This is a genomic window from Bradyrhizobium sp. P2_E8 (assembly GCF_056403875.1).
On the sequence record NZ_JBFUES010000026.1, the window covers coordinates 1 to 17,939 of the forward strand.

13 protein-coding genes are annotated in these 17,939 nt (G+C 66.1%); 2 read left to right on the top strand and 11 right to left on the bottom strand.

From position 1 onward, the window contains the following. Positions 1-465, top strand: a 465-nt coding sequence (locus AC1D00_RS02780) for a methyl-accepting chemotaxis protein (protein WP_477009578.1), incomplete at its 5' end; no start/stop codon positions are given. Between the two features lie 198 nt (positions 466-663). Here the strand turns inward: AC1D00_RS02780 and AC1D00_RS02785 are convergent. Beyond that, positions 664-1,812, bottom strand: coding sequence for an MFS transporter (locus AC1D00_RS02785; RefSeq protein ID WP_477009579.1), 1,149 nt, complete (start codon positions 1,810-1,812; stop codon positions 664-666). A gap of 24 nt (positions 1,813-1,836) precedes the next feature. After that, the gene (locus AC1D00_RS02790; RefSeq protein WP_477009580.1) at positions 1,837-3,228 is read right to left on the bottom strand and encodes an FAD-binding oxidoreductase; all 1,392 of its coding nucleotides are present in this window, start codon (positions 3,226-3,228) and stop codon (positions 1,837-1,839) included. Between the two features lie 114 nt (positions 3,229-3,342). Here AC1D00_RS02790 and AC1D00_RS02795 point away from each other — a divergent pair, with 114 nt between their 5' ends. Next, positions 3,343-4,941 carry a winged helix-turn-helix domain-containing tetratricopeptide repeat protein gene (locus AC1D00_RS02795; RefSeq protein ID WP_477009581.1) on the top strand — a complete coding sequence of 533 codons (1,599 nt, stop codon included), beginning with the start codon at positions 3,343-3,345 and terminating at the stop codon, positions 4,939-4,941. Here AC1D00_RS02795 and AC1D00_RS02800 read toward each other — a convergent pair. The 9 genes from AC1D00_RS02800 to AC1D00_RS02840 form a co-directional block, all read right to left on the bottom strand. Then, positions 4,913-6,145, bottom strand: coding sequence for an acyl-CoA dehydrogenase family protein (locus AC1D00_RS02800; RefSeq protein WP_477009582.1), 1,233 nt, complete (start codon positions 6,143-6,145; stop codon positions 4,913-4,915). The genes AC1D00_RS02795 and AC1D00_RS02800 overlap by 29 nt on opposite strands. Before the next feature lie 227 nt (positions 6,146-6,372). Next, on the bottom strand, positions 6,373-7,584 hold the full coding sequence (locus AC1D00_RS02805) for an ABC transporter substrate-binding protein (protein WP_477009583.1): 1,212 nt from the start codon (positions 7,582-7,584) through the stop codon (positions 6,373-6,375). Positions 7,585-7,703: 119 nt separating this feature from the next. Further along, positions 7,704-8,279 carry an HdeD family acid-resistance protein gene (locus tag AC1D00_RS02810; protein ID WP_167770416.1) on the bottom strand — a complete coding sequence of 192 codons (576 nt, stop codon included), beginning with the start codon at positions 8,277-8,279 and terminating at the stop codon, positions 7,704-7,706. A gap of 258 nt (positions 8,280-8,537) precedes the next feature. Further along, positions 8,538-10,061 (bottom strand): FAD-dependent oxidoreductase, encoded by a 1,524-nt coding sequence (locus AC1D00_RS02815; RefSeq protein ID WP_477009584.1) that lies wholly within the window; start codon positions 10,059-10,061, stop codon positions 8,538-8,540. A gap of 78 nt (positions 10,062-10,139) precedes the next feature. After that, positions 10,140-11,036: an alpha/beta fold hydrolase gene (locus AC1D00_RS02820; protein ID WP_477009585.1), complete on the bottom strand. Its 897-nt coding sequence runs from the start codon at positions 11,034-11,036 to the stop codon at positions 10,140-10,142. Between the two features lie 101 nt (positions 11,037-11,137). After that, complete coding sequence (locus tag AC1D00_RS02825) at positions 11,138-11,965, bottom strand: metal-dependent phosphohydrolase (RefSeq protein ID WP_404554242.1); 828 nt, start codon at positions 11,963-11,965, stop codon at positions 11,138-11,140. 320 nt (positions 11,966-12,285) lie between these two features. Next, the gene (locus AC1D00_RS02830; RefSeq protein ID WP_135172457.1) at positions 12,286-13,164 is read right to left on the bottom strand and encodes a transglutaminase family protein; all 879 of its coding nucleotides are present in this window, start codon (positions 13,162-13,164) and stop codon (positions 12,286-12,288) included. Then, complete coding sequence (locus tag AC1D00_RS02835; RefSeq protein WP_477009586.1) at positions 13,161-15,674, bottom strand: circularly permuted type 2 ATP-grasp protein; 2,514 nt, start codon at positions 15,672-15,674, stop codon at positions 13,161-13,163. The genes AC1D00_RS02830 and AC1D00_RS02835 overlap by 4 nt, the downstream gene beginning before the upstream one ends. A 27-nt stretch (positions 15,675-15,701) precedes the next feature. Then, positions 15,702-17,939: transglutaminase family protein (locus AC1D00_RS02840; RefSeq protein ID WP_477009587.1), on the bottom strand; the 2,238-nt coding region annotated here is incomplete at its 5' end.

Consider the following 17,939-nt stretch of genomic DNA (forward strand, 5'->3'; position numbering starts at 1 on the left):
ACCATCGAGGCCGCGCGCGCCGGCGATGCTGGCCGCGGCTTTGCCGTCGTCGCGCATGAAGTGAAAGCGCTCGCAGGCCAGACCGCCAAGGCCACCGCCGAGATCGGCGAGAACGTCTCCATGATCCAGGCCTCCACCCGCAACGCGGTCGACGCCGTGCGCGAGATCGGCGGCGCGGTGCGCGAGATCAACGAGGTCACCTCGGCGATTGCCGGCGCCGTCGGCCAGCAGGACCAGGCCACGCGCGAGATCTCCTCCAACGCGCAATCGGCTGCCCAGGGCAACGAGACGCTGGTCGCCAACATCACCTCGCTGCGCGACGCCATCGGCGAGACCGACACGGCGGCATCCTCCGTGCTGACCGCGGCGAGCAGCCTGACCGAGACGGCAGCGACTCTGTCGCGCGAGGTCGAGACGTTCTTCCAGAACTTGCGATCGGATGCCCGCACTGCCAAGGCGGGATAGCAGCGGGTTCGCCGCCGTGAAGACGGCGGCAGGCCCTCCCCAGTCAAAAACGCGAAAACAACCCCATGCACAGTAGCCGGGGACAGTCTTTTCAATAGCCTGGCCGACAGCGCCATACCTTGCGGATTTTACGAAGTCGATTTGACTCGTCGGGCAAAACACCTTGTCATCATGGCGGCGATGCGGACGGACAAGCGGTCAGCGGGCAACGATACGGCGGAACAGCCAGAGGACAACCGGACAGGCCAGGAGCACGACGGCGCCGAAGTCGAGCGCGGCGCGCGCCGAGCCGGCCGACGTGGAGAGCCTTCCTCCGATCGCAGGTCCCGCCAGCATGCCGGCGTAGTAGACGGTGTAGAACAGTCCCATTCCGATCGGCCGCATCTTCTGATCAAGCACACGCGCAGGCAAGCTCATGATCGCACCGGCGGGCAGGCCACAGACGATTCCAAGTGCGACGACGGTGGGAATCACCGTGCTGCTCCGCGACAGGAGAAGTGTCAGCAGGGCGAACGAGATGCAGCCCGTCACGAGGATGGCATCGCCGCGCTTGGTCCGATCGGCGAGGAAGCCGCCGAACGGAACCGAAAGGGCGGCGAGCCAGAGCACGATACTGATGGTTGATCCGGCTGCTGCACCCGACCAGCCATGCTCGACGAGCATCGACGGGCCGAAACTGAAGATCATCGCGAAACCGATGTTGTAGAGGCACCAGATCAGGCCGGCGGCAATCACGGCGCGGATCGTGTCGGCGGTCAGGCTGACGCGCTMGCCTTCAACCGCGGCGGTCGCATCTGGCGCGCGATAGAGCGAAGCAATGAGGCAGAGGCCGATCAGGATCACCCCTGCGACGGCGAGATTGACGGCATGGAGCCCGAACGTGGCTCCGACTGCCGGCAACAGCATGAGGGCAACTGCGATACCAGCCGGCCATGAGTTGATGAAGATGGCCATCGCGGTGGCGATTTCCCGGCCGGAAAACCAGTCCGCTACCATCTTGGTCATCAGAACGTTCAGGAGAACGCCGCCGATGCCGGCCGTCAGCCGGCCCGCGATCTGCGTGCTCCATGACGTTGACGTGGTCATCAGGAGTTCGCCTGCCAGCATCAGCAGGAGCCCGGCAAGGACCGTCACCTTGTCGCCGTAGCGGCGGCCGATCGCGCCGCCGGGCAGCGCGAGCGCAGCGCCCGGCGCAAAATATAGCCCGATCAGGACGCCGATATCGGCCAGACTCGCGCCCAGGCTCTGGCTGAGCTGCGGCGCGACCGCCGCAATGCTCTGAAACTGGAAAGCAATGGCGGCACGCGCCACAAACAGGGCGGCAAGAATGGTCCAGCGGCTTCGCATTTGGATCTTCCCCGATGCCGTGAACTATGTCGCCGGCCGGATATTCTGATTCAGACGGAAGAGATTGGTCGGATCATATCTGGTTTTGAGCGCGGCCAACCGCGCATAGTTCTCGCCATAGGCGTCCCGGACACGATCCTCGCCCTCCTCGCCGAGATTGTTGGCGTAGACGCCGCCGGTCGAATAGGGCCTGACGGCGCTCCACAGCTCGCGCGCCCACCGCATGTTGGCGTCGTCGTCGGCCGGATCGTCCCAGATCGCGACCGGAAAGCAGTCGAACGCCGCATCGCGGTTTGCGTAAGGCGAGTCGGGCGTTGGAACCCGCGCGATTGCGCCGCCGACGTGCTGGAAAACCAGCAGCGACGAGGTGTTGGGCGCCTTCGCATAGGCGTCGAGCAGCGCGTCGATCGCGCCCGCACCGATCTCGCGCAGGAACTGCGCCTTCCAGTAGTAGCGCCGTCCGCGCGGAAACAGGGCATCGCCTCCCGACTGAATCTCGAGATAAGGGACAGTTGCGAGGCTGGTCTCGACGGGCGAGCCGAACCTGACGATCGGTGAAAGGGCTCGCTCAYCGTCATGATGCGAGCCGACATAGCATCCGGTGATGCTAAAGAACCGTTCGCCGGACGGCAGCGTGACCAGGGCTGCATCGACGTCCGCCTCGTCAGGAGCGCGGCGGGCGAATTCATCGTAGAAGCGCATGGCCTCGCGCGCCCCGTCATATCGATGCAGTGCTGACGCGACGAGCAGCGAGGTGCCGATGGCATGAAGCCGATATTCGAATGCGGTCACGATGCCAAAATTGCCGCCGCCACCCCGAAGGCCCCAGAAGAGATCAGGGTGTTCGGTCGCACTGGCCCTCAGGATCGTTCCCTCGGCTGTCACCACTTCGGCGGCAATCAGGTTGTCGCAGGTCAGTCCGTATTTGCGTCCGAGCTTGCCAAAGCCGCCGCCAAGCGTGAGCCCGGCGATACCGGTATCGCTGTTGACACCCATGGTGGTCGCCAGGCCATGCTCCTGTGTCGCCCTGTCGAACTCGCCGAGATTGAGGCCGGCCTCCGCGCGGGCGATCCGGCGGACCGGATCGACCTCGATCTGCTTCATCTGCGACAGGTCGATGACCATGCCGCCGTCGCAGACCGACAGGCCGGCGACATTGTGGCCGCCGCTGCGGACCGCGATGCAGATGTCACGAGATCTTGCGAACGCGACAGCGCGAGCGACGTCCTCGGCACCGGCACAATAGGCGATCATGGCCGGCCGCTTGTCGATGGCGCCATTCCAGACCTTGCGTGCCTCGTCGTAACCGGCGCTCCCCGGGAGGACCACATTGCCCTTGAGCCGTAGCTGCGGGGCGGACCGCGGTTCGGCGTTCGATTTGCCCATCACGTCGTCGTATGGCTGCTGCTGCTCCATCCGATTTGCTCCTCGCCACGAATGCCAAGGCCATCTTCTCACGGAGCGCCGGATCGCTTCCTGAATCCGATCGGAAAAAGTTGCAAATTTCGACGAAAATGGTGTCTCTAGGCCATGGCGACGATCTACGAGTTTGGTCCGTTTCGTCTCGAGACAGACGCTGACACGCTGTTTCGCGGAGCCGAACCGGTTGCTCTCGGAGGGCGGGCGGTCGCGCTGCTCCGGCTGCTTCTGGAAAAAGCGGGCAAGCCGGTTGCCAAGGACGCCTTGATGGAGGCGGCCTGGCCGGGGCTGGCGATCGAGGAAAGCAATCTGACCGTACAGATCGCCGCTCTGCGCCGGACGTTTGCCGCCGTCGAAGGCGGCAGCACCTGGATCGAGACGCTGCCGCGCCGCGGTTACCGCTATGTCGGCCCGCCGGGCGCCACCTTGCCCGATGACAGCCGGCAAACGTGGCTCCCGTCCGCAAGCTCCGACAAGCCATCGATCGCCGTGCTGCCGTTTGCCAACTTGAGCGGCGATTCCGCGCAGGACTACTTCTCCGACGGGATCACGGAAGACGTCATTGCGGAATTGTCGCGTTTCCGGTCGCTCTTCGTCGTGGCCCGCCATTCCAGCTTCGCTTACCGGGCCAGCTCGTCCGACATCAGAGAGGTCGGCCGCCAGCTCGGCGTGCGATATGTGGTGGAAGGAAGCGCACGCCGGATCGACAAACGGGTACGGGTGACCGTCAAGCTTCTGGATGCCGCGAGCGGCTTCACCCTTTGGACGGAGCGCTACGACCGCGAGATCGAAGACATCTTCGCCATCCAGGACGAAATCGTAGGCAAGATCGTTGCGGCGCTGCCCGGCCGGCTCGAGGACGCGGGCCGCGAGATCGCGAGAGGCAAGCAGACCCCGAACATCACGGCCTACGATCTCGTCCTGTTGGGAAACGAGAAATGGCGTCAATTGACCGTCAGGAGCATGGACGAGGCGGAAGGCTACTTCAGGAAGGCTGCGGGGCTCGATCCAGCCTATGCGCGCGCTCGCGCCAATATAGCCTGGACAGTCGTCTGCGCTGCGTTTCTGGAATCACCCGCCGCCCCTCCACTGGAGGATGGTCGCCGCGAGATCGAGATCGCCCTCGATCTTGACGAGAACGACGCCTGGTCGCACGGCGTCTTCGCACAACTTCTTTTCCTGCAAAACCGCGATCACGAGGCCGAAACTCATTTCAAACGCGCTCTGGCGCTCAATCCGAACGACGCCGATGTCGCCGCCGCTTTTGCAAATATTCTGGTCTACTGGGGGCGCTGGCAGGACGCGCTTGCCTGGATCAAATCGGCCAAACGGCTAAATCCATTTCCACCCAATATATACCATTGGTACCACGCGCTGGCGCTCTATTCCGCGCGCGAATACGAACAGGCGATCCACGTTCTCAGGGAAGCGCGATCGAGCGACCGCTGGTCGCACGCGCTGCTTGCGGCGTGCTACGCGCAAACCGATCGACTGACGGAAGCGAATTTCGAGGCGCGCGCATTCATTCGAGAGAGATGTCTGGAATTGAGTGAGAACGGCGAAGCTCCGCCCCGCAACACGCTCGACCTCGCCCGGATGCGCGCCAACAGGTACAGAGACCCCGTCGACCGGGATCATTTCCTCGACGGACTTCGCAAAGCCRGCCTCGAGGACAACAGCCCTACCCCGCCATCACCCCGCCCCGCCTGATCAGCTCCTTGCCGACAGCGGCCAGATGCACCTGGTCCGGTCCGTCGCCGATGCGGATGAAGCGGGCGTAGACGTAGGCACGCGCCAGGAACGTGTCCTGCGAGACGCCGGCGGCGCCGTGGATCTGGATGGCGCGGTCGATGACGCGGGCGGCCATGCTGGGCACCACGATCTTGGCCGCGGCGATCAGGTCGCGCGCGGCCTTGTTGCCTTCGCGGTCCATCCTGTCGGCGGCTTGCAGCGTCAAGAGCCGCGCCTGCGCGATCTCGCAGAAGGAGTTTGCGATGTCCTCGCGTACCGAGCCTTGGTCTGCGAGCGGCTTGCCGAAGGCCGTGCGCGACACCGAGCGCTGGCACATCAATTCCAGCGCACGCTGGGCGCAGCCGATCAGCCGCATGCAATGGTGGATGCGGCCGGGACCGAGCCGGCCTTGCGCGATCTCGAAGCCGCGGCCCTCGCCGAGCAGGATGTTCTCGGCGGGCACGCGGACGTTCTCGTAGACGATCTCGGGGTGGCCGACCGGTGCGTCGTCATAGCCGTAAGTGAGCATGTCGCGCACGATGCGCACGCCGGGCGTCGCCTTCGGCACCAGGATCATGGATTGCTGGCGATGGCGGTCGGGATGGTCGGGCGCGGTCTTGCCCATCACGATCAGGATCTCGCAATCCTCGTTCATTGCGCCTGACGTGAACCATTTGCGGCCGTTGATGACGTAGTCGCCGCCGTCGCGCTTGATCTCGCACTGGATGTTGGTGGCATCGCTGGAGGCGACCTGCGGCTCCGTCATCGAGAAGCCGGAGCGGATGCGCCCCTCCAGCAGCGGCTTCAGCCAGCGCTCCTGCTGCGCCGGCGTGCCGTAGTTCGCCAGCACCTCCATGTTGCCGACATCGGGCGCCGAGCAGTTGAAGATTTCGGGCGCCCAGAGGATGCGGCCCATGATCTCCTTCACGGGGGCGTATTCGAGGTTGGTGAGGCTTGAACTGGTGGGATCTGGGCCGTGCTCACCTGACAGAAACAGGTTCCAGAGCCCCTGCTCCCGCGCCAGCCGCTTCAGGTCCTGGAGGACCTGCGGCGTCTTGTAGCGCACGGCCTCGGGCTTGACCTGCTCGTAATAGAGGTCCTCGACCGGCTCGACATGCGTCCGCATGAACTGGCGGACGCGCTCCTGGAGCTCCAGCGAACGTGCGGAGTGTTGAAAGTCCATTGGTGGTCTCCTGTTCGCCGAGCGTGATCGGCCCTGGCCTTCCGCGATAGGTGGAGCGCACGCCTCGCCCTTCGAGACGACTGCTGTGCGGTCTCCTCAGGGTGAGGCTAAGCGGCATTCGCGCCTGTCGAACCTGCCGCCGCGCACTCCGCCCTCATCCTGAGGAGCACGCGAAAGCGGCGTCTCGAAGGATGCGCCGTCATCAACCGCGATAGCCGCCCACTGCCTCACGTCCCGCGCAGGAGCTCGCTTGCGACGACCCAGTCGTTGCCGTCGAACTGGAGCATATAGCCGTCCTTGATAGGGCGGAAATCCTGCGGCGTGGTGTTGAGCGTGATGCCGGGCATCAAGAGCGACAGCGGCACGTTCTTCAAGTTGGCCGCCTGCGCCATGATGTTCTCGCGCGTCAGATTGTCCTTGCACTGCTTGAGCAGGACAACCAGGGCCTCGGCGACGGTGTAGCCGTAGAGGCCCGCGACATTGTTGATGTCGGCATTGGGCAGGCGCTTCTTCATGAAGTCGATATAGGCCGTCATCGACGGGTCGTCCTTGGGCTGTTCGACGAACGGCTTGAGCGAGCCCAGCGACAGCACGCCCTTGCCGGCATCGAGGCCGGCCGGCACCATCACGGTCGCCTTGTTGGCGCAGCCGCTGGCGATGAAGCGCTGCGGCTGCCAGCCGACCTCGTGCGCCTTCCGGACCGCCTGCGCGCAGGCGCGCGGCGTCACCGAATAGATCAGGAAGACATCGGCCTTGGTGTTGGCGAGCGTCAGCACCTGGGAATCGACGGTGGGGTCAGCGACCTCGAAGCTCGAGGCCATCGCGATCGCCTTGTCGGCATCGGCGCCGAGCGCTTCCTTGACGCCGCGCAGATATTCCTTGCCGGCGTCGTCGTTCTGATAGAGCACGGCAAAGCGCGCGTTGGGGTTCTTGGCGCGGGCATAGGCGACGTCGATCGCGGCCTCGCTGGTGTAGTTCGGCGCCCAGGGCAGCGCCATCGACCACGGCATGTTGACGGGATCGTTCCACTTCGAGGCCGAGCTGATCAGAAAGAGCTGCGGCACCTTGTTGCTGTTGAGATATTTCGCGATCGCCGAGCTCGGCGCGGTGCCCATGGTGGCGAAGATGAAGGCGACGCCGTCGCTCTCGACCAGCCGCCGCGCCGCCTCCATGGTCTTGGGCGGCGAGAACGCATCGTCCAGCGAAATCAGATTGAGCTTGCGGCCGTTGACGCCACCCTTGTCGTTGACCTCGTCGAAATAGGCCGAAATGACCTTGCCGGTGATGCTGAGCGGCGAAGCCGGCCCGCTATAGGGCATGGTGTTGCCGATCTTGATCTCGGTGTCGCTGACACCAGGGCCGTAGGATTTTTGCGCGGAAGCGGGCGTGGACAGGCAGGCGGCAGCCAATGCTGCGGCCAGGGCCAAAGCGGCTTTCATGGTTTCTCCCGGATGATTATCGTCGCGCGACGCCGTCAGGCGAGCGCGCGGCGCGCTGCTTTTTGTCAGCGCGTCAGATCAGCGGAGTTCCGCGACACGGTCTTGCGTCGAGTTGCTGGTTAGCCGCGTCGCCGCAGGCTGAAGCCCAGACTGACCCAGCCGGCACCTGCCATGATCAGGTCGATGCCGAGAAACAGGCCCAGGATATAGACGCTGTTGACCGGCCAGCGCGCCAGGATCAACAATCCGAGCAGCAGCGTAATCACGGCCGAGAGCGCGACCCACACCCACGGGCTTTCGCGCTTCATGCTGAAGGCGAGAAACAGCCTGACGGCGCCGGAGGCAAGCAGCGAGGCGCCGAGGAACAGGGTCAACAACGCTGCGGCAAACAGCGGATTCTCGAAGGTCAGGAAGCCTGCGACGACGTAGAGCACGCCGAGCAGAGCCCAGATCAGGAACTTGCCCCAGCTCTTCATCTGGAACGCCCCGATGATTTCGGTGATCCCGGCGACGATCATCATCGCACCGACCACGATCACGCTCGCCACCGTCGCCATCACCATGCTGCCGAGCGCGACGAAGCCGGCGATGAGATAGACGACACCGAGCGCGACGATCCATCCCCATTTGGCATGCAGCGCGGTGATGCCCGAGCCGAGGCTGGGATGGTGCGAGGTATCCGAAGCACTTGTCATGGCGGTCACTCCTGCATGCGAAGCCCGCGGGCACACGCCAGAATAGCACGCACCGCACCCGGACAACAGCCAGCAAAGCAGCCCTCACCGGCAGCAACATTGACGCAAATCAAGATCGAATGTGACGCTTCAGTCCGGAATGCTGAAATAGAACGCCGAAAAATGCGAGGGAAGCCGCCCGGTCGTCCCGGCTTCTCGCCGGCGACAGTCCGCCAGGTGAATTGGCTCGCCGGGGTACCGCCAAGCGACGGCAGCGGCTCACGCGCCCTGCCGCTCCATGTCGAGCTCGGCTTTGAGACTGTCGAGATCGCGGTAAATCGAGGCGACCGCAAGCACGCGGCCGCCCTTGCGGTACTTCAGCAGACAGTCCTTGCCTGCAATGCTGCCCTCGATCGCGATGTCGTCAAAACTCTCGGCGTGGCCGACATAGTTGATCGGCACATCGTAATGCTGGCTCCAGAAGAACGGCACGGCATCGAAGCGTTCGCGCCGGCCCAGCATGTTGCGCGCCGCGGTCTGGCCCTGCCGCTCCGCCACCACCCAGTGCTCGACGCGGATGGTTTGCCGCGAATGCGGATCGGGCCAGCGTGCGATGTCGCCAGCCGCAAAGATGCCGGCGATGCTGGTTTCGAGATATTCGCTCACGCTGACACCGCGATCCGCCGCAAGCCCCGCCTTCTCGGCCAGCGCAAGGCGCGGCTTGACGCCGATGCCGACCACGACGAGGTCGGCCTCGATGACGCCGCCGCTCTTCAGCGTCGCGCGCGTACCGTCGAGCCTCTCCACAGTGTCCCCGAGATGGAAGTTGACGCCATTCTCTTCATGGAGCGCGCGAACGAAATCGCCCATCTCCGGTCCGAGCACGCGCTGCATCGGCCGCTCCTCTGGAGCGACCACATGGACCTCCAGCTTGCGTGCCCGCAACGAGGCCGCGACTTCGAGGCCAATGAAGCTGGCGCCGATCACCAGCACGCGCCTCGCGCTGCCCGTGGCCTTGATGATGGCACGGCTGTCGGCGACGGACCGCAAGGTGTGGACATGGGGCTGGTCGGCGCCCGGAATCTGCAATTTGACCGGCTCGGCGCCGGTCGCGAGCAGCAGCCGGTCGAACGGCAGTCTGTCGCCATTGCCCAGCGTGACGCTGCGCGTCTTCGCATCGATCGCGGAGACATTCGTGTTCAGCCTGAGATCGATGCCGGCGTCCTGATAATAGTCCTCGCCCCGCAGCGGCAGCCAATCCTCCGGTGCGTTGCCGGCGAGATAGTCCTTGGAGAGGTTCGGCCGGTCGACCGGCATGGCGCCGTCATTGCTGAGCATGGTGATGGCGCCGGCAAAGCCCTCGCGCCGGAGCATCTCGGCCGCCGCAAAGCCGGCCGCGCCGCCGCCGACGATGACGAATTTCTCGGGTGCCGGCGCGCTGCGATGCGTCGCCGGCGGCTTCGATGCCTCACGCTTGCGCTGAACGATGATCCTGTCCTGGTCCCGCGTCACCTCCCATACCGCCAGCGCGTTGAGGGCGGGCGGGCGCGTCGCCTCGCCTGATCGCAGGGAGAAGCAGGCGTGATGCCAGGGACAGCGGATGGTGTCGTCCACCACCAGGCCTTCGGCGAGCGGGCCGTGATAATGGCTGCAGGTGGGCTCGATCGCAAAGACCTCGCCGCCCGCCTGGACCAGCAGCACATCTTCCTCGCCGACATGGCCGAGCAGCTTGCCGTCCTTGAATGCGGTGAGGGCCACGCCTTTGGTCAGATCCGGTCCGCTCGGCTTGCTTTCCTCGCTCATGGTCATCTCCCTCGCAGCTCAACGCGCAGCTCGGGATTGGACGGCGGGACCGGCGAAAAGTTCCTGCGATCGCAAAATTCAGGACCCGGCAGCGGCCTTGCGAACATCGGCTACGGCCAGCGCCCATTCGGCCGGCCGCTCCTGCGGCAGGTTATGACCGGCGCCTGCGAACACGCGCCGCTCGAAAAAGCCCTCGAACCTGCGCGCGTGATGGGCGGTGCCGGAATCGACGCCGTCGCTGTCGCCGTCGATTGCGATCGTCGGGACGCGGATCGGCGGCTGTGCCGCAAGCCTTTCCTCGATCCCGGCATAGGCGGGATCGCCTGCGACCAGCGCGTAGCGGTGGCGGTAGGAGTGAATCACGACATCGACGAAGTCGGGATTGTCGAACGAGATCGCGCTCCGCTCGAACGTCGCATCGTCAAAGGCCCATGTCGGCGACCACATCGACCAGAGCTGGCGGGCGAAGCCGCGCCGGTTGCGCTCCAGCGCGCGGCGGCCGCGCTCGTTGTGGAAGAGATATTGATACCAGAGCGCCGCCTCATGCGCCGGGGCGCCCGGCTCCATGGAGCGGGCGATGTCCTGGATGTTGTAGGAATTGCCGGAGACGAGCCCGACAACGCGCGCGGGGTACAGCGCCGCAACCACGCAGGCCGCGCGGCCGCCCCAGTCATAGCCGCCGACGACCGCACGTTCGATGTGAAGCGCGTCCATGAAGGCCAGCAGGTCGGCGCCCAGCGCCGCCTGCTCGCCGGAGCGCAGCGTTTCCGGAAAACGAAACCGCGTCGGCCCGTAGCCGCGCAGCCAGGGCACCAGCACCCGCGCGCCGGCCTGCGCGATGATCGGCGCAGTCTCGGCATAGGCGTTCACGTCGTAGGGGAAGCCGTGGCCCATGATGCAGGGCCAGCCATCAGGTGTGCCGTATTCGAGATAGGCGATGTCGAGGACATCCGTGGTGATGGTTTTTTGTTGCATGATTTTCTCACGGACTTGCGAGGTCGTAGCCCTGATGAGCGAAGCGACATCCGGGGTTTGGCGACACCGGCCCCGGATATCGCTTCGGCTACAAGAGTCCCCTACTTCTGCGGGCCCGACAGCGAGATCTCGCGTTCGGCGCGGAACACGTTGCTGTAGAGGTTGGCGATCCACTGCCGGCCGATCTCGGTCTTGTTGAGGTAGCCGATCTCGGTCTGGATATGCGGTGCGACGCTGTTCCAGTAGAATTGTGGATAGCGGTTCACGATGTCGGCGGGCGAATCGTAGCCGAGCTGGCGGTTGATGCCGACCTCTTCGAATTCGTAATAGAGCGCATTGGCCTTGCGCAGATAGTTGGGATCGCCGAGCTGGCCGATGAAGTCGGCGGCGCGCAGGATCGAGGCCTCGTCGTCATAGTCCTGACCCTGCTGAGCGGGAAACCGGGTGCCCTCGATGGCGCGGGCGATGCGCTCGGGATCGAGCCCCGGAATATGCCGCAGCCGCCGCATCACGTACAGTTTCGAGCGATCGACGTGATACATCATCAGGCTGGCATCCGACGCTCCCCGCGGCAGGGAAACCTTGGTGCCGGCCGCGTCGATCAGGAAACCGTCCTCGTCATCCTCCTCGAACAGGCCGCGCACATAGCCGATGTCGTGAGCAAGGCAGGCGATCAGGACGTGGACGTAATCCTCCGCCTCCAGGTGCGTGTGCAGGTACCGGCCGCTGAGAATGGAATGTCCCGCCAGCGTCACCAGCATCGTGTGTTCGATATTGTGATAGAGCGCATCGCTGTTGCCGATGCATTCCATCGTGGTGCGGGTGGCGCTCTCGATGATGTTCGCCGAAGCCTCGCCAAACCGACGACGCATGAACGAGCCCAGCAACTTCTCCAGGGACTCGGCCGCCAGTCTCGGCAACGTCAACATGGATGCAGCCCCGTTTGTCGGTGGTGTCCCACGCCAGCTCCCGACGTTATTGTCCTCGACGCAAGAGCCAGCATAGCCCATCTTGGGCCGAGGGGCCAAATCCCGGCTTCCCCAAATATGTAAATTATGTTGCTCTTGTGCCCTGCGAGATGCGGTCGCGGTCGCGGCGCGATACAGCCGGACCGATCAGTCGGGGGCCTGGCCCAGGCGCGGAAATCAAATTCGCTTTATTGGATGTCGGCGTAAGGCCGGCGCAATGGTCCGCAGCCTGGCGCATGCGCCTGCACCGTCTTCGCGACCGGGAACGGCGGAGGCCGCAATCACTCCACCAGCAGCACGTCGACGGCGACGCCGAGCTTCTGCTTCGGCGAACCGACGATGATACCATCGACCGGCGAGACGTCGGAGAAGTCGCGTGCGACCGCGAGCACGATATGGTCATTGGCGACCAGAAGATCGTTGGTCGGATCGAAATCGACCCAGCCGAGCTCCGCCCCGCACCACAGCGACACCCAGGCGTGGGTGGCGTCGGCGCCTTGCAGCCGCGGCTGGCCCGGCGGCGGAATGGTGCGCAGATAGCCGCTGACATAAGCCGCCGGAAGACCGAGCCCGCGCAGTCCTGCGATCATCACATGGGCAAAGTCCTGGCAGACGCCGTGCCGCTTGTCGAAGACCTCGTTGAGCGGCGTCGAAATCACCGTCGCCTTGGGATCGTAGCGAAACTCGGTGCGGATGCGGTGCATGAGATCGACCGCGCCTGCGAGGATGCCCGCGCCGGGCGCAAAGCTCAAGGCCGCATAGGCGCTGACYGGACGCAGCACCGGCACCAGCGGGCTCGCAAAGACGTAGCCGACCGGCGAGGACGGCCCGAGGCTGGTCGCCTCGAAAGCGATGTCGCGAATGCTCTCCCAGGCCGGGCTGCCAGCATCGCGCGCCGGCGGCTGGCGCGACACCGAAACGCGCGAACGCGAGTCGATGCGCAAGTTGCGATGCGCGGCCTCGATCACGACGCTCTCGGTCAGCGTGCCGAAGAAATCGCGCCGCACGTTGCGCTCGGAGGGGCGCGGACGAATCTCGACATGGTGCGAGATCAGCTTCTGGCCGCCTCCGCTCCTCGGCTCCAGCCGCAGCGTGCAGCGGGCGAAGCTGACCGGACTCTCGTACTCGTAGGTGGTGACGTGACGGATGTCGTAGATCACGCCAGCCCCGTCAGCTTTTCCGGCCGGCTGGCGTTCGGGCCATGCGGGAAGTAGTGCAGCCCGATCGCCTCGGCGAGGCTGAGCAGATCCTGCTCCAGCGAGAACAGCGTCTTGACCTCGAGCTTCTCGGCCTCGGCCGTCGCCAGCATCGCCTGCACGGCGACTGCGAGGCGCTGCGGCTGCTCGATCAGGCCGTGCTCCTTCAGGCTCGGCAGCGCCGCGATGTGCTCGTTCAGCGTCGCCACCTGGAACGCCACCGAACGCGGATTGTAGCTGTCGAGCACCGCGAGGTCGCGCACCGGCGCCAGGATCGGCGCCAGCAGATAGCGCGAGCGATAGGTGATCTGGGAATCCACCAGCGTCAGCAGGATGTCGAGATCCTCGTCGCCGGCCTCGTCATATGCAAATTGACGTGCAAAGCGCGCAGTGTTGATGGCGCGCTCGGTGCGGCGGCCGATGTCGAGGAAGCGCCAGCCGGCGGCGCGGTTCATGTTCTCCTGCGCAAGGCCGGCAAAGCTCGCCAGCTCCTGCAAGGTCAGCTCGGCCGCGCTCAGCACGCTATCGTCGTCCTCGACCTCGTAGGCGAGGCGCTCGGCCATCTCGGTGATGACCTGCCAGGCATCGGGCGACAGTCGCTCGCGCAGGGAGGTCGCGGTGCGCAGCGCCGCGCGCACCAGCGACAAGGCCGAGCCGAAACGCTCCGCGCTCTGCAACGCCTCGGCGGCGATCCGCCCGGGGGCCGCGCGCGAGGTCTGCGAGATCGCGCCCCAGGCCACCAGCAGGCGCTGGATGCGTTCGGCCGATTGCAGCGAGGCCGCGGTGCCCTTGTTGGGCCCGCTCGGCGAGCCCAGCGCGCGCACCAGCCGCAAGGTCGCCTCGGCGCGTTCGAGATAGCGGCCGAGCCAGAACAGATTGTCGGCGGCGCGGCTCGGCAGCACGCCGGCGATGCGGCGGATCCGCACCTTGTCGGTCGCGGGCAGCAGCGTCGCGGTCGAGACCTGCTTGCCCGAGACGACCCAGACGTCGGCGGCGCGGGCGCCGTCGCCCATCGACACCGCGCGCGCATCGGCCTGTTCGGCGATGCGGCAGAAGCCGCCGGGCATGATGGCCCAGCCGTCGGGCGTGGCGGCGGCGAACACGCGCAGCACGAACGGGCGCGGCGTGATCTGGCCCTGCTCCCACACCGGCATGGTCGAGAGCCGCACCACCTCCTGGCCGACATAGTCCATGCCGCGCGCGCCGATGGCGTCGATCAGGCGCTGGCGCCCGCCGGCGTCGAGCTCGCTCGCGAGCACCGGACCGTTGCTGTCGAAACCGGGGACGCCGCGCCGGTAGGCGCCCTCGATCGCGACCTCGTCGAGCCGCGACAGCACCTCGTCGCGCGCGATGCGCTGGCCGCACCACCAGGTCGCGATGTGCGGCATCTTCAGCTCCTCGCCGAGCAGGCGGCGGCTCAGCGCCGGCAGGAAGCCGAGCAGCGCCCACGCCTCCAGCACACCGGAGCCCGGCATGATGGCGACGACGACGCCGTCCTTGCGCAGCACATCGATCAGGCCGGGCACTCCCAGCCGCGACGACGCATCGAGCTCGAGCGGATCGAGCGAGTTGGAATCGACGCGGCGGAGCAGCACGTCGAGCCGCTTGAGGCCTGCGACGGTACGGATGTGGACGCGGTTGTCGCTGACGGCGAGATCGTCGCCCTCGACCAGGAGGAAGCCGAGATAGCGCGCCAGGGTCGCGTGCTCGAAATAGGTCTCGCTGAAGCTGCCGGGGGTGAGCACGCCGATCCGCGGCTCGTCGCGATCGGCGCGCGCGCGCAGGCTGTCGCGAAACGCCTCGAAGAACGGCGCGACCCGCGGCACGTTCATCGACTTGTAGAGATCGGAGAAGGCGCGCGAGAGCACGAGGCGGTTTTCCAGCGCGTAGCCCGCGCCCGATGGCGCCTGCGTGCGGTCGCCGAGCACCCACCAGCGGCCGTCGGGCCCGCGGCCGACATCGGCGGCATAGAGCGAGAGGTAGCGTCCGCCCGGCGGCGGCACGCCGCAGACGGGACGAAGATATTCGGGACTGCCGGCGATCGCGGCCGCCGGCAGCGCGCCCTCCGCGACCAGCCGGCCCTCGCCATAGATGTCGCGCAGCACGAGCTCGAGCAGCTCGGCGCGCTGGGTAATGCCGTCGCAAAGCTGCTTCCAGTCGGCCTCGTCGATCAGCAGCGGCAGATGGCTGAGCGACCACGGCCGGTCGGCACTGTCGCCGGGGGCGCGGTAGGTGACGCCGGCCTCGCGGAGATGGCGGTCGGCCATGCCGAACCGCCGCTCGATCTCGTCGGGCGCGAGCGCGCCGAAGGCGTCGAAGAAGCGGCTCCAGACCGCGCGCGGGGCGCCATCGGGCCCCAGGAACTCGTCGGGAATRCCGGGCAGGCGRCTATAGTCGCGGACCCATTGCGCGAGCCGGCGCTGGCTTTGCGCCTTACCCGCCTTGTCGTCCCCTTCGGCTGCGCCCTCGCCCATGCGCCTCTCCCTGCCCCACCCTCATACTCATTGCAGGAGCGGGGTTCGCAAGTCGAGGGTCAGCGGAAACTCATTTGTGCGTTCCTCGGGCGGCGGCTGCATCGGACCCGGCGTATGGCCGTGGTCCTGGAAGCGCGCCAGCCGCCGCGCCTCGGCCTCGTAGGTGTTGACCGGCTTGGTGTCGTAGCTGCGCCCGCCGGGATGGGCGACGTGATAGACGCAGCCGCCGAGCGAGCGGCCGTTCCAGGTGTCGATCAGGTCGAAGGTCAGGGGCGCGTGAACCGGAATGGTCGGGTGCAGGCCGGAGGCCGGCTGCCAGGCCTTGAAACGGACACCGGCCACGGCCTCCGAGGAGCGGCCGGTCGAGGTCATCGGCAGGCGGCGGCCGTTGCAGGTGATGATGTGGCGGCCCTCGACAAAACCCTCCGCCTTGACCTGGAGGCGTTCGACCGATGAGTCGACATAGCGCACGGTGCCGCCGGCCGAGCCCTCCTCGCCCAGCACGTGCCAGGGCTCCAGCGCCTGACGCAGCTCCAGCGTCACGCCGCCATGATGGACGCGGCCGAAGGCGGGGAAGCGGAATTCAAGCTGGGCCAGATACCATTCCGGCTCGAACGGATAGCCGAACTGCTTCAGCTCGGAGAGCACGTCGAGAAAATCTTCCCAAATGAAATGCGGCAGCATGTAGCGGTCATGCAGCGCCGTGCCCCAGCGCACGAACTTGCCTTGTTGCGGCTCGCGCCAGAACCTTGCGATCAGCGCGCGGATCAGCAGCTGCTGCGCCAGCGACATGCGCGGATCCGGCGGCATTTCGAGCGCGCGGAATTCGACGAGGCCGAGCCGCCCCGTCGGACCATCGGGCGAATAGAGCTTGTCGATGCAGATCTCGGCGCGGTGGGTGTTGCCGGTGATGTCGACGAGCAGATGCCGGAACAGCCGGTCCACCAGCCACAACGGCGTCTGGTAGCCCGGCGGCGGCACRTGCGAGAGCGCGATCTCGAGCTCGTAGATGCTGTCGTGCCGCGCTTCGTCGATGCGCGGCGCCTGGCTGGTCGGGCCGATGAAGAGGCCGGAGAAGAAGTAGGACAGCGACGGATGCCGCTGCCAGTACAAGACCAGACTCTTGAGCAGATCGGGTCGGCGCAGGAACGGCGAGTCCTGTGGTGAGGAGCCGCCGACCACGACATGGTTGCCGCCGCCGGTGCCGGTGTGGCGGCCGTCGACCAGGAAGCGGTTGGCGCCGAGGCGCACCTTCGCCGCGTCCTCATAGAGGCCGGAGGTGATGTCGACCGCGTCGCGCCAGCTCTTGGCCGGTTGGATGTTGATCTCGATGACGCCGGGATCTGGCGTCACCTTGATGACCTCGATGCGCGGGTCGAACGGCGGCGGATAGCCTTCGACATGGACCTGGAGCTGCATCTCCTCGSCGGTCGCTTCCAGCGCCGCGACCAGTTCGAGATAATCCTCGATGCGCTCGACCGGCGGCATGAAGGCGCAGAGCACGCCATCGCGGACTTCGACCGACATCGCGGTGCGCACCGGAACCGACGTGTTGAGATGCTCGGGCGCGACCCGTGGCGGCGCTTCCGGGCGCGCGGCGAGGGTGAACACCGGCAGCTTGCCCCGCGCCTCCATCGGGTCGCGCTCGATGATGTAGGGATATTGGTTCGGGGGAACGTGGCCGAGCGAGCCGATCGGCAGGCGCAGGCCGAGCGGGGAATCGCCGGGCGTCAGGAACAGATGGTTGCGCCGCAACGTCCAGCGCTCGCTGCGCCAGCGCGGCGGCGCGTTCCAGCGCTGCACCGGCAGCACGAATCCGCGCGGCGTGTTGAGGCCCTGCTCGAACACCCGCGCGATGCGCGCACGTGCCTCAGGATCGGACAATTTGGAGTCGGTCGGATCGACATTGACGGGAAGCTCGGCTTCCTTCTGAAGCCAGAGTGCGGTATCCTCATAGGCCGGCATGATGTAGCCGGGATCGAGCCCGAGCCGCAGCGCCGCGCCCTCGATAAAGGCCTCGGCGTCCTTTGTCCCGGCTGGCCGCGGATTCTCGATCTTGGCGATCAGGTCGACATTCTTCCAGATCGGCACGCCGTCCTTGCGCCAATAGAGGCCGAAGGCCCAGCGCGGCAGGCTCTCGCCGGGATACCATTTGCCCTGGCCGTAATGCAGAAGGCCGCCTGGCGCGAAGCGCGCGCGCAACCGGCGGATCAGATCGTCGCCGAGCGCGCGCTTGGTCGGGCCGACGGCCTCCGTGTTCCACTC

Coding starts and splice junctions, on each gene's coding strand:
- AC1D00_RS02800 (WP_477009582.1), bottom strand. CDS start 6,145: ATGGACTTTCAACACTCCGCACGTTCGCTGGAGCTCCAGGAGCGCGTC.
- AC1D00_RS02805 (WP_477009583.1), bottom strand. CDS start 7,584: ATGAAAGCCGCTTTGGCCCTGGCCGCAGCATTGGCTGCCGCCTGCCTG.
- AC1D00_RS02810 (WP_167770416.1), bottom strand. CDS start 8,279: ATGACAAGTGCTTCGGATACCTCGCACCATCCCAGCCTCGGCTCGGGC.
- AC1D00_RS02815 (WP_477009584.1), bottom strand. CDS start 10,061: ATGAGCGAGGAAAGCAAGCCGAGCGGACCGGATCTGACCAAAGGCGTG.
- AC1D00_RS02820 (WP_477009585.1), bottom strand. CDS start 11,036: ATGCAACAAAAAACCATCACCACGGATGTCCTCGACATCGCCTATCTC.
- AC1D00_RS02825 (WP_404554242.1), bottom strand. CDS start 11,965: ATGTTGACGTTGCCGAGACTGGCGGCCGAGTCCCTGGAGAAGTTGCTG.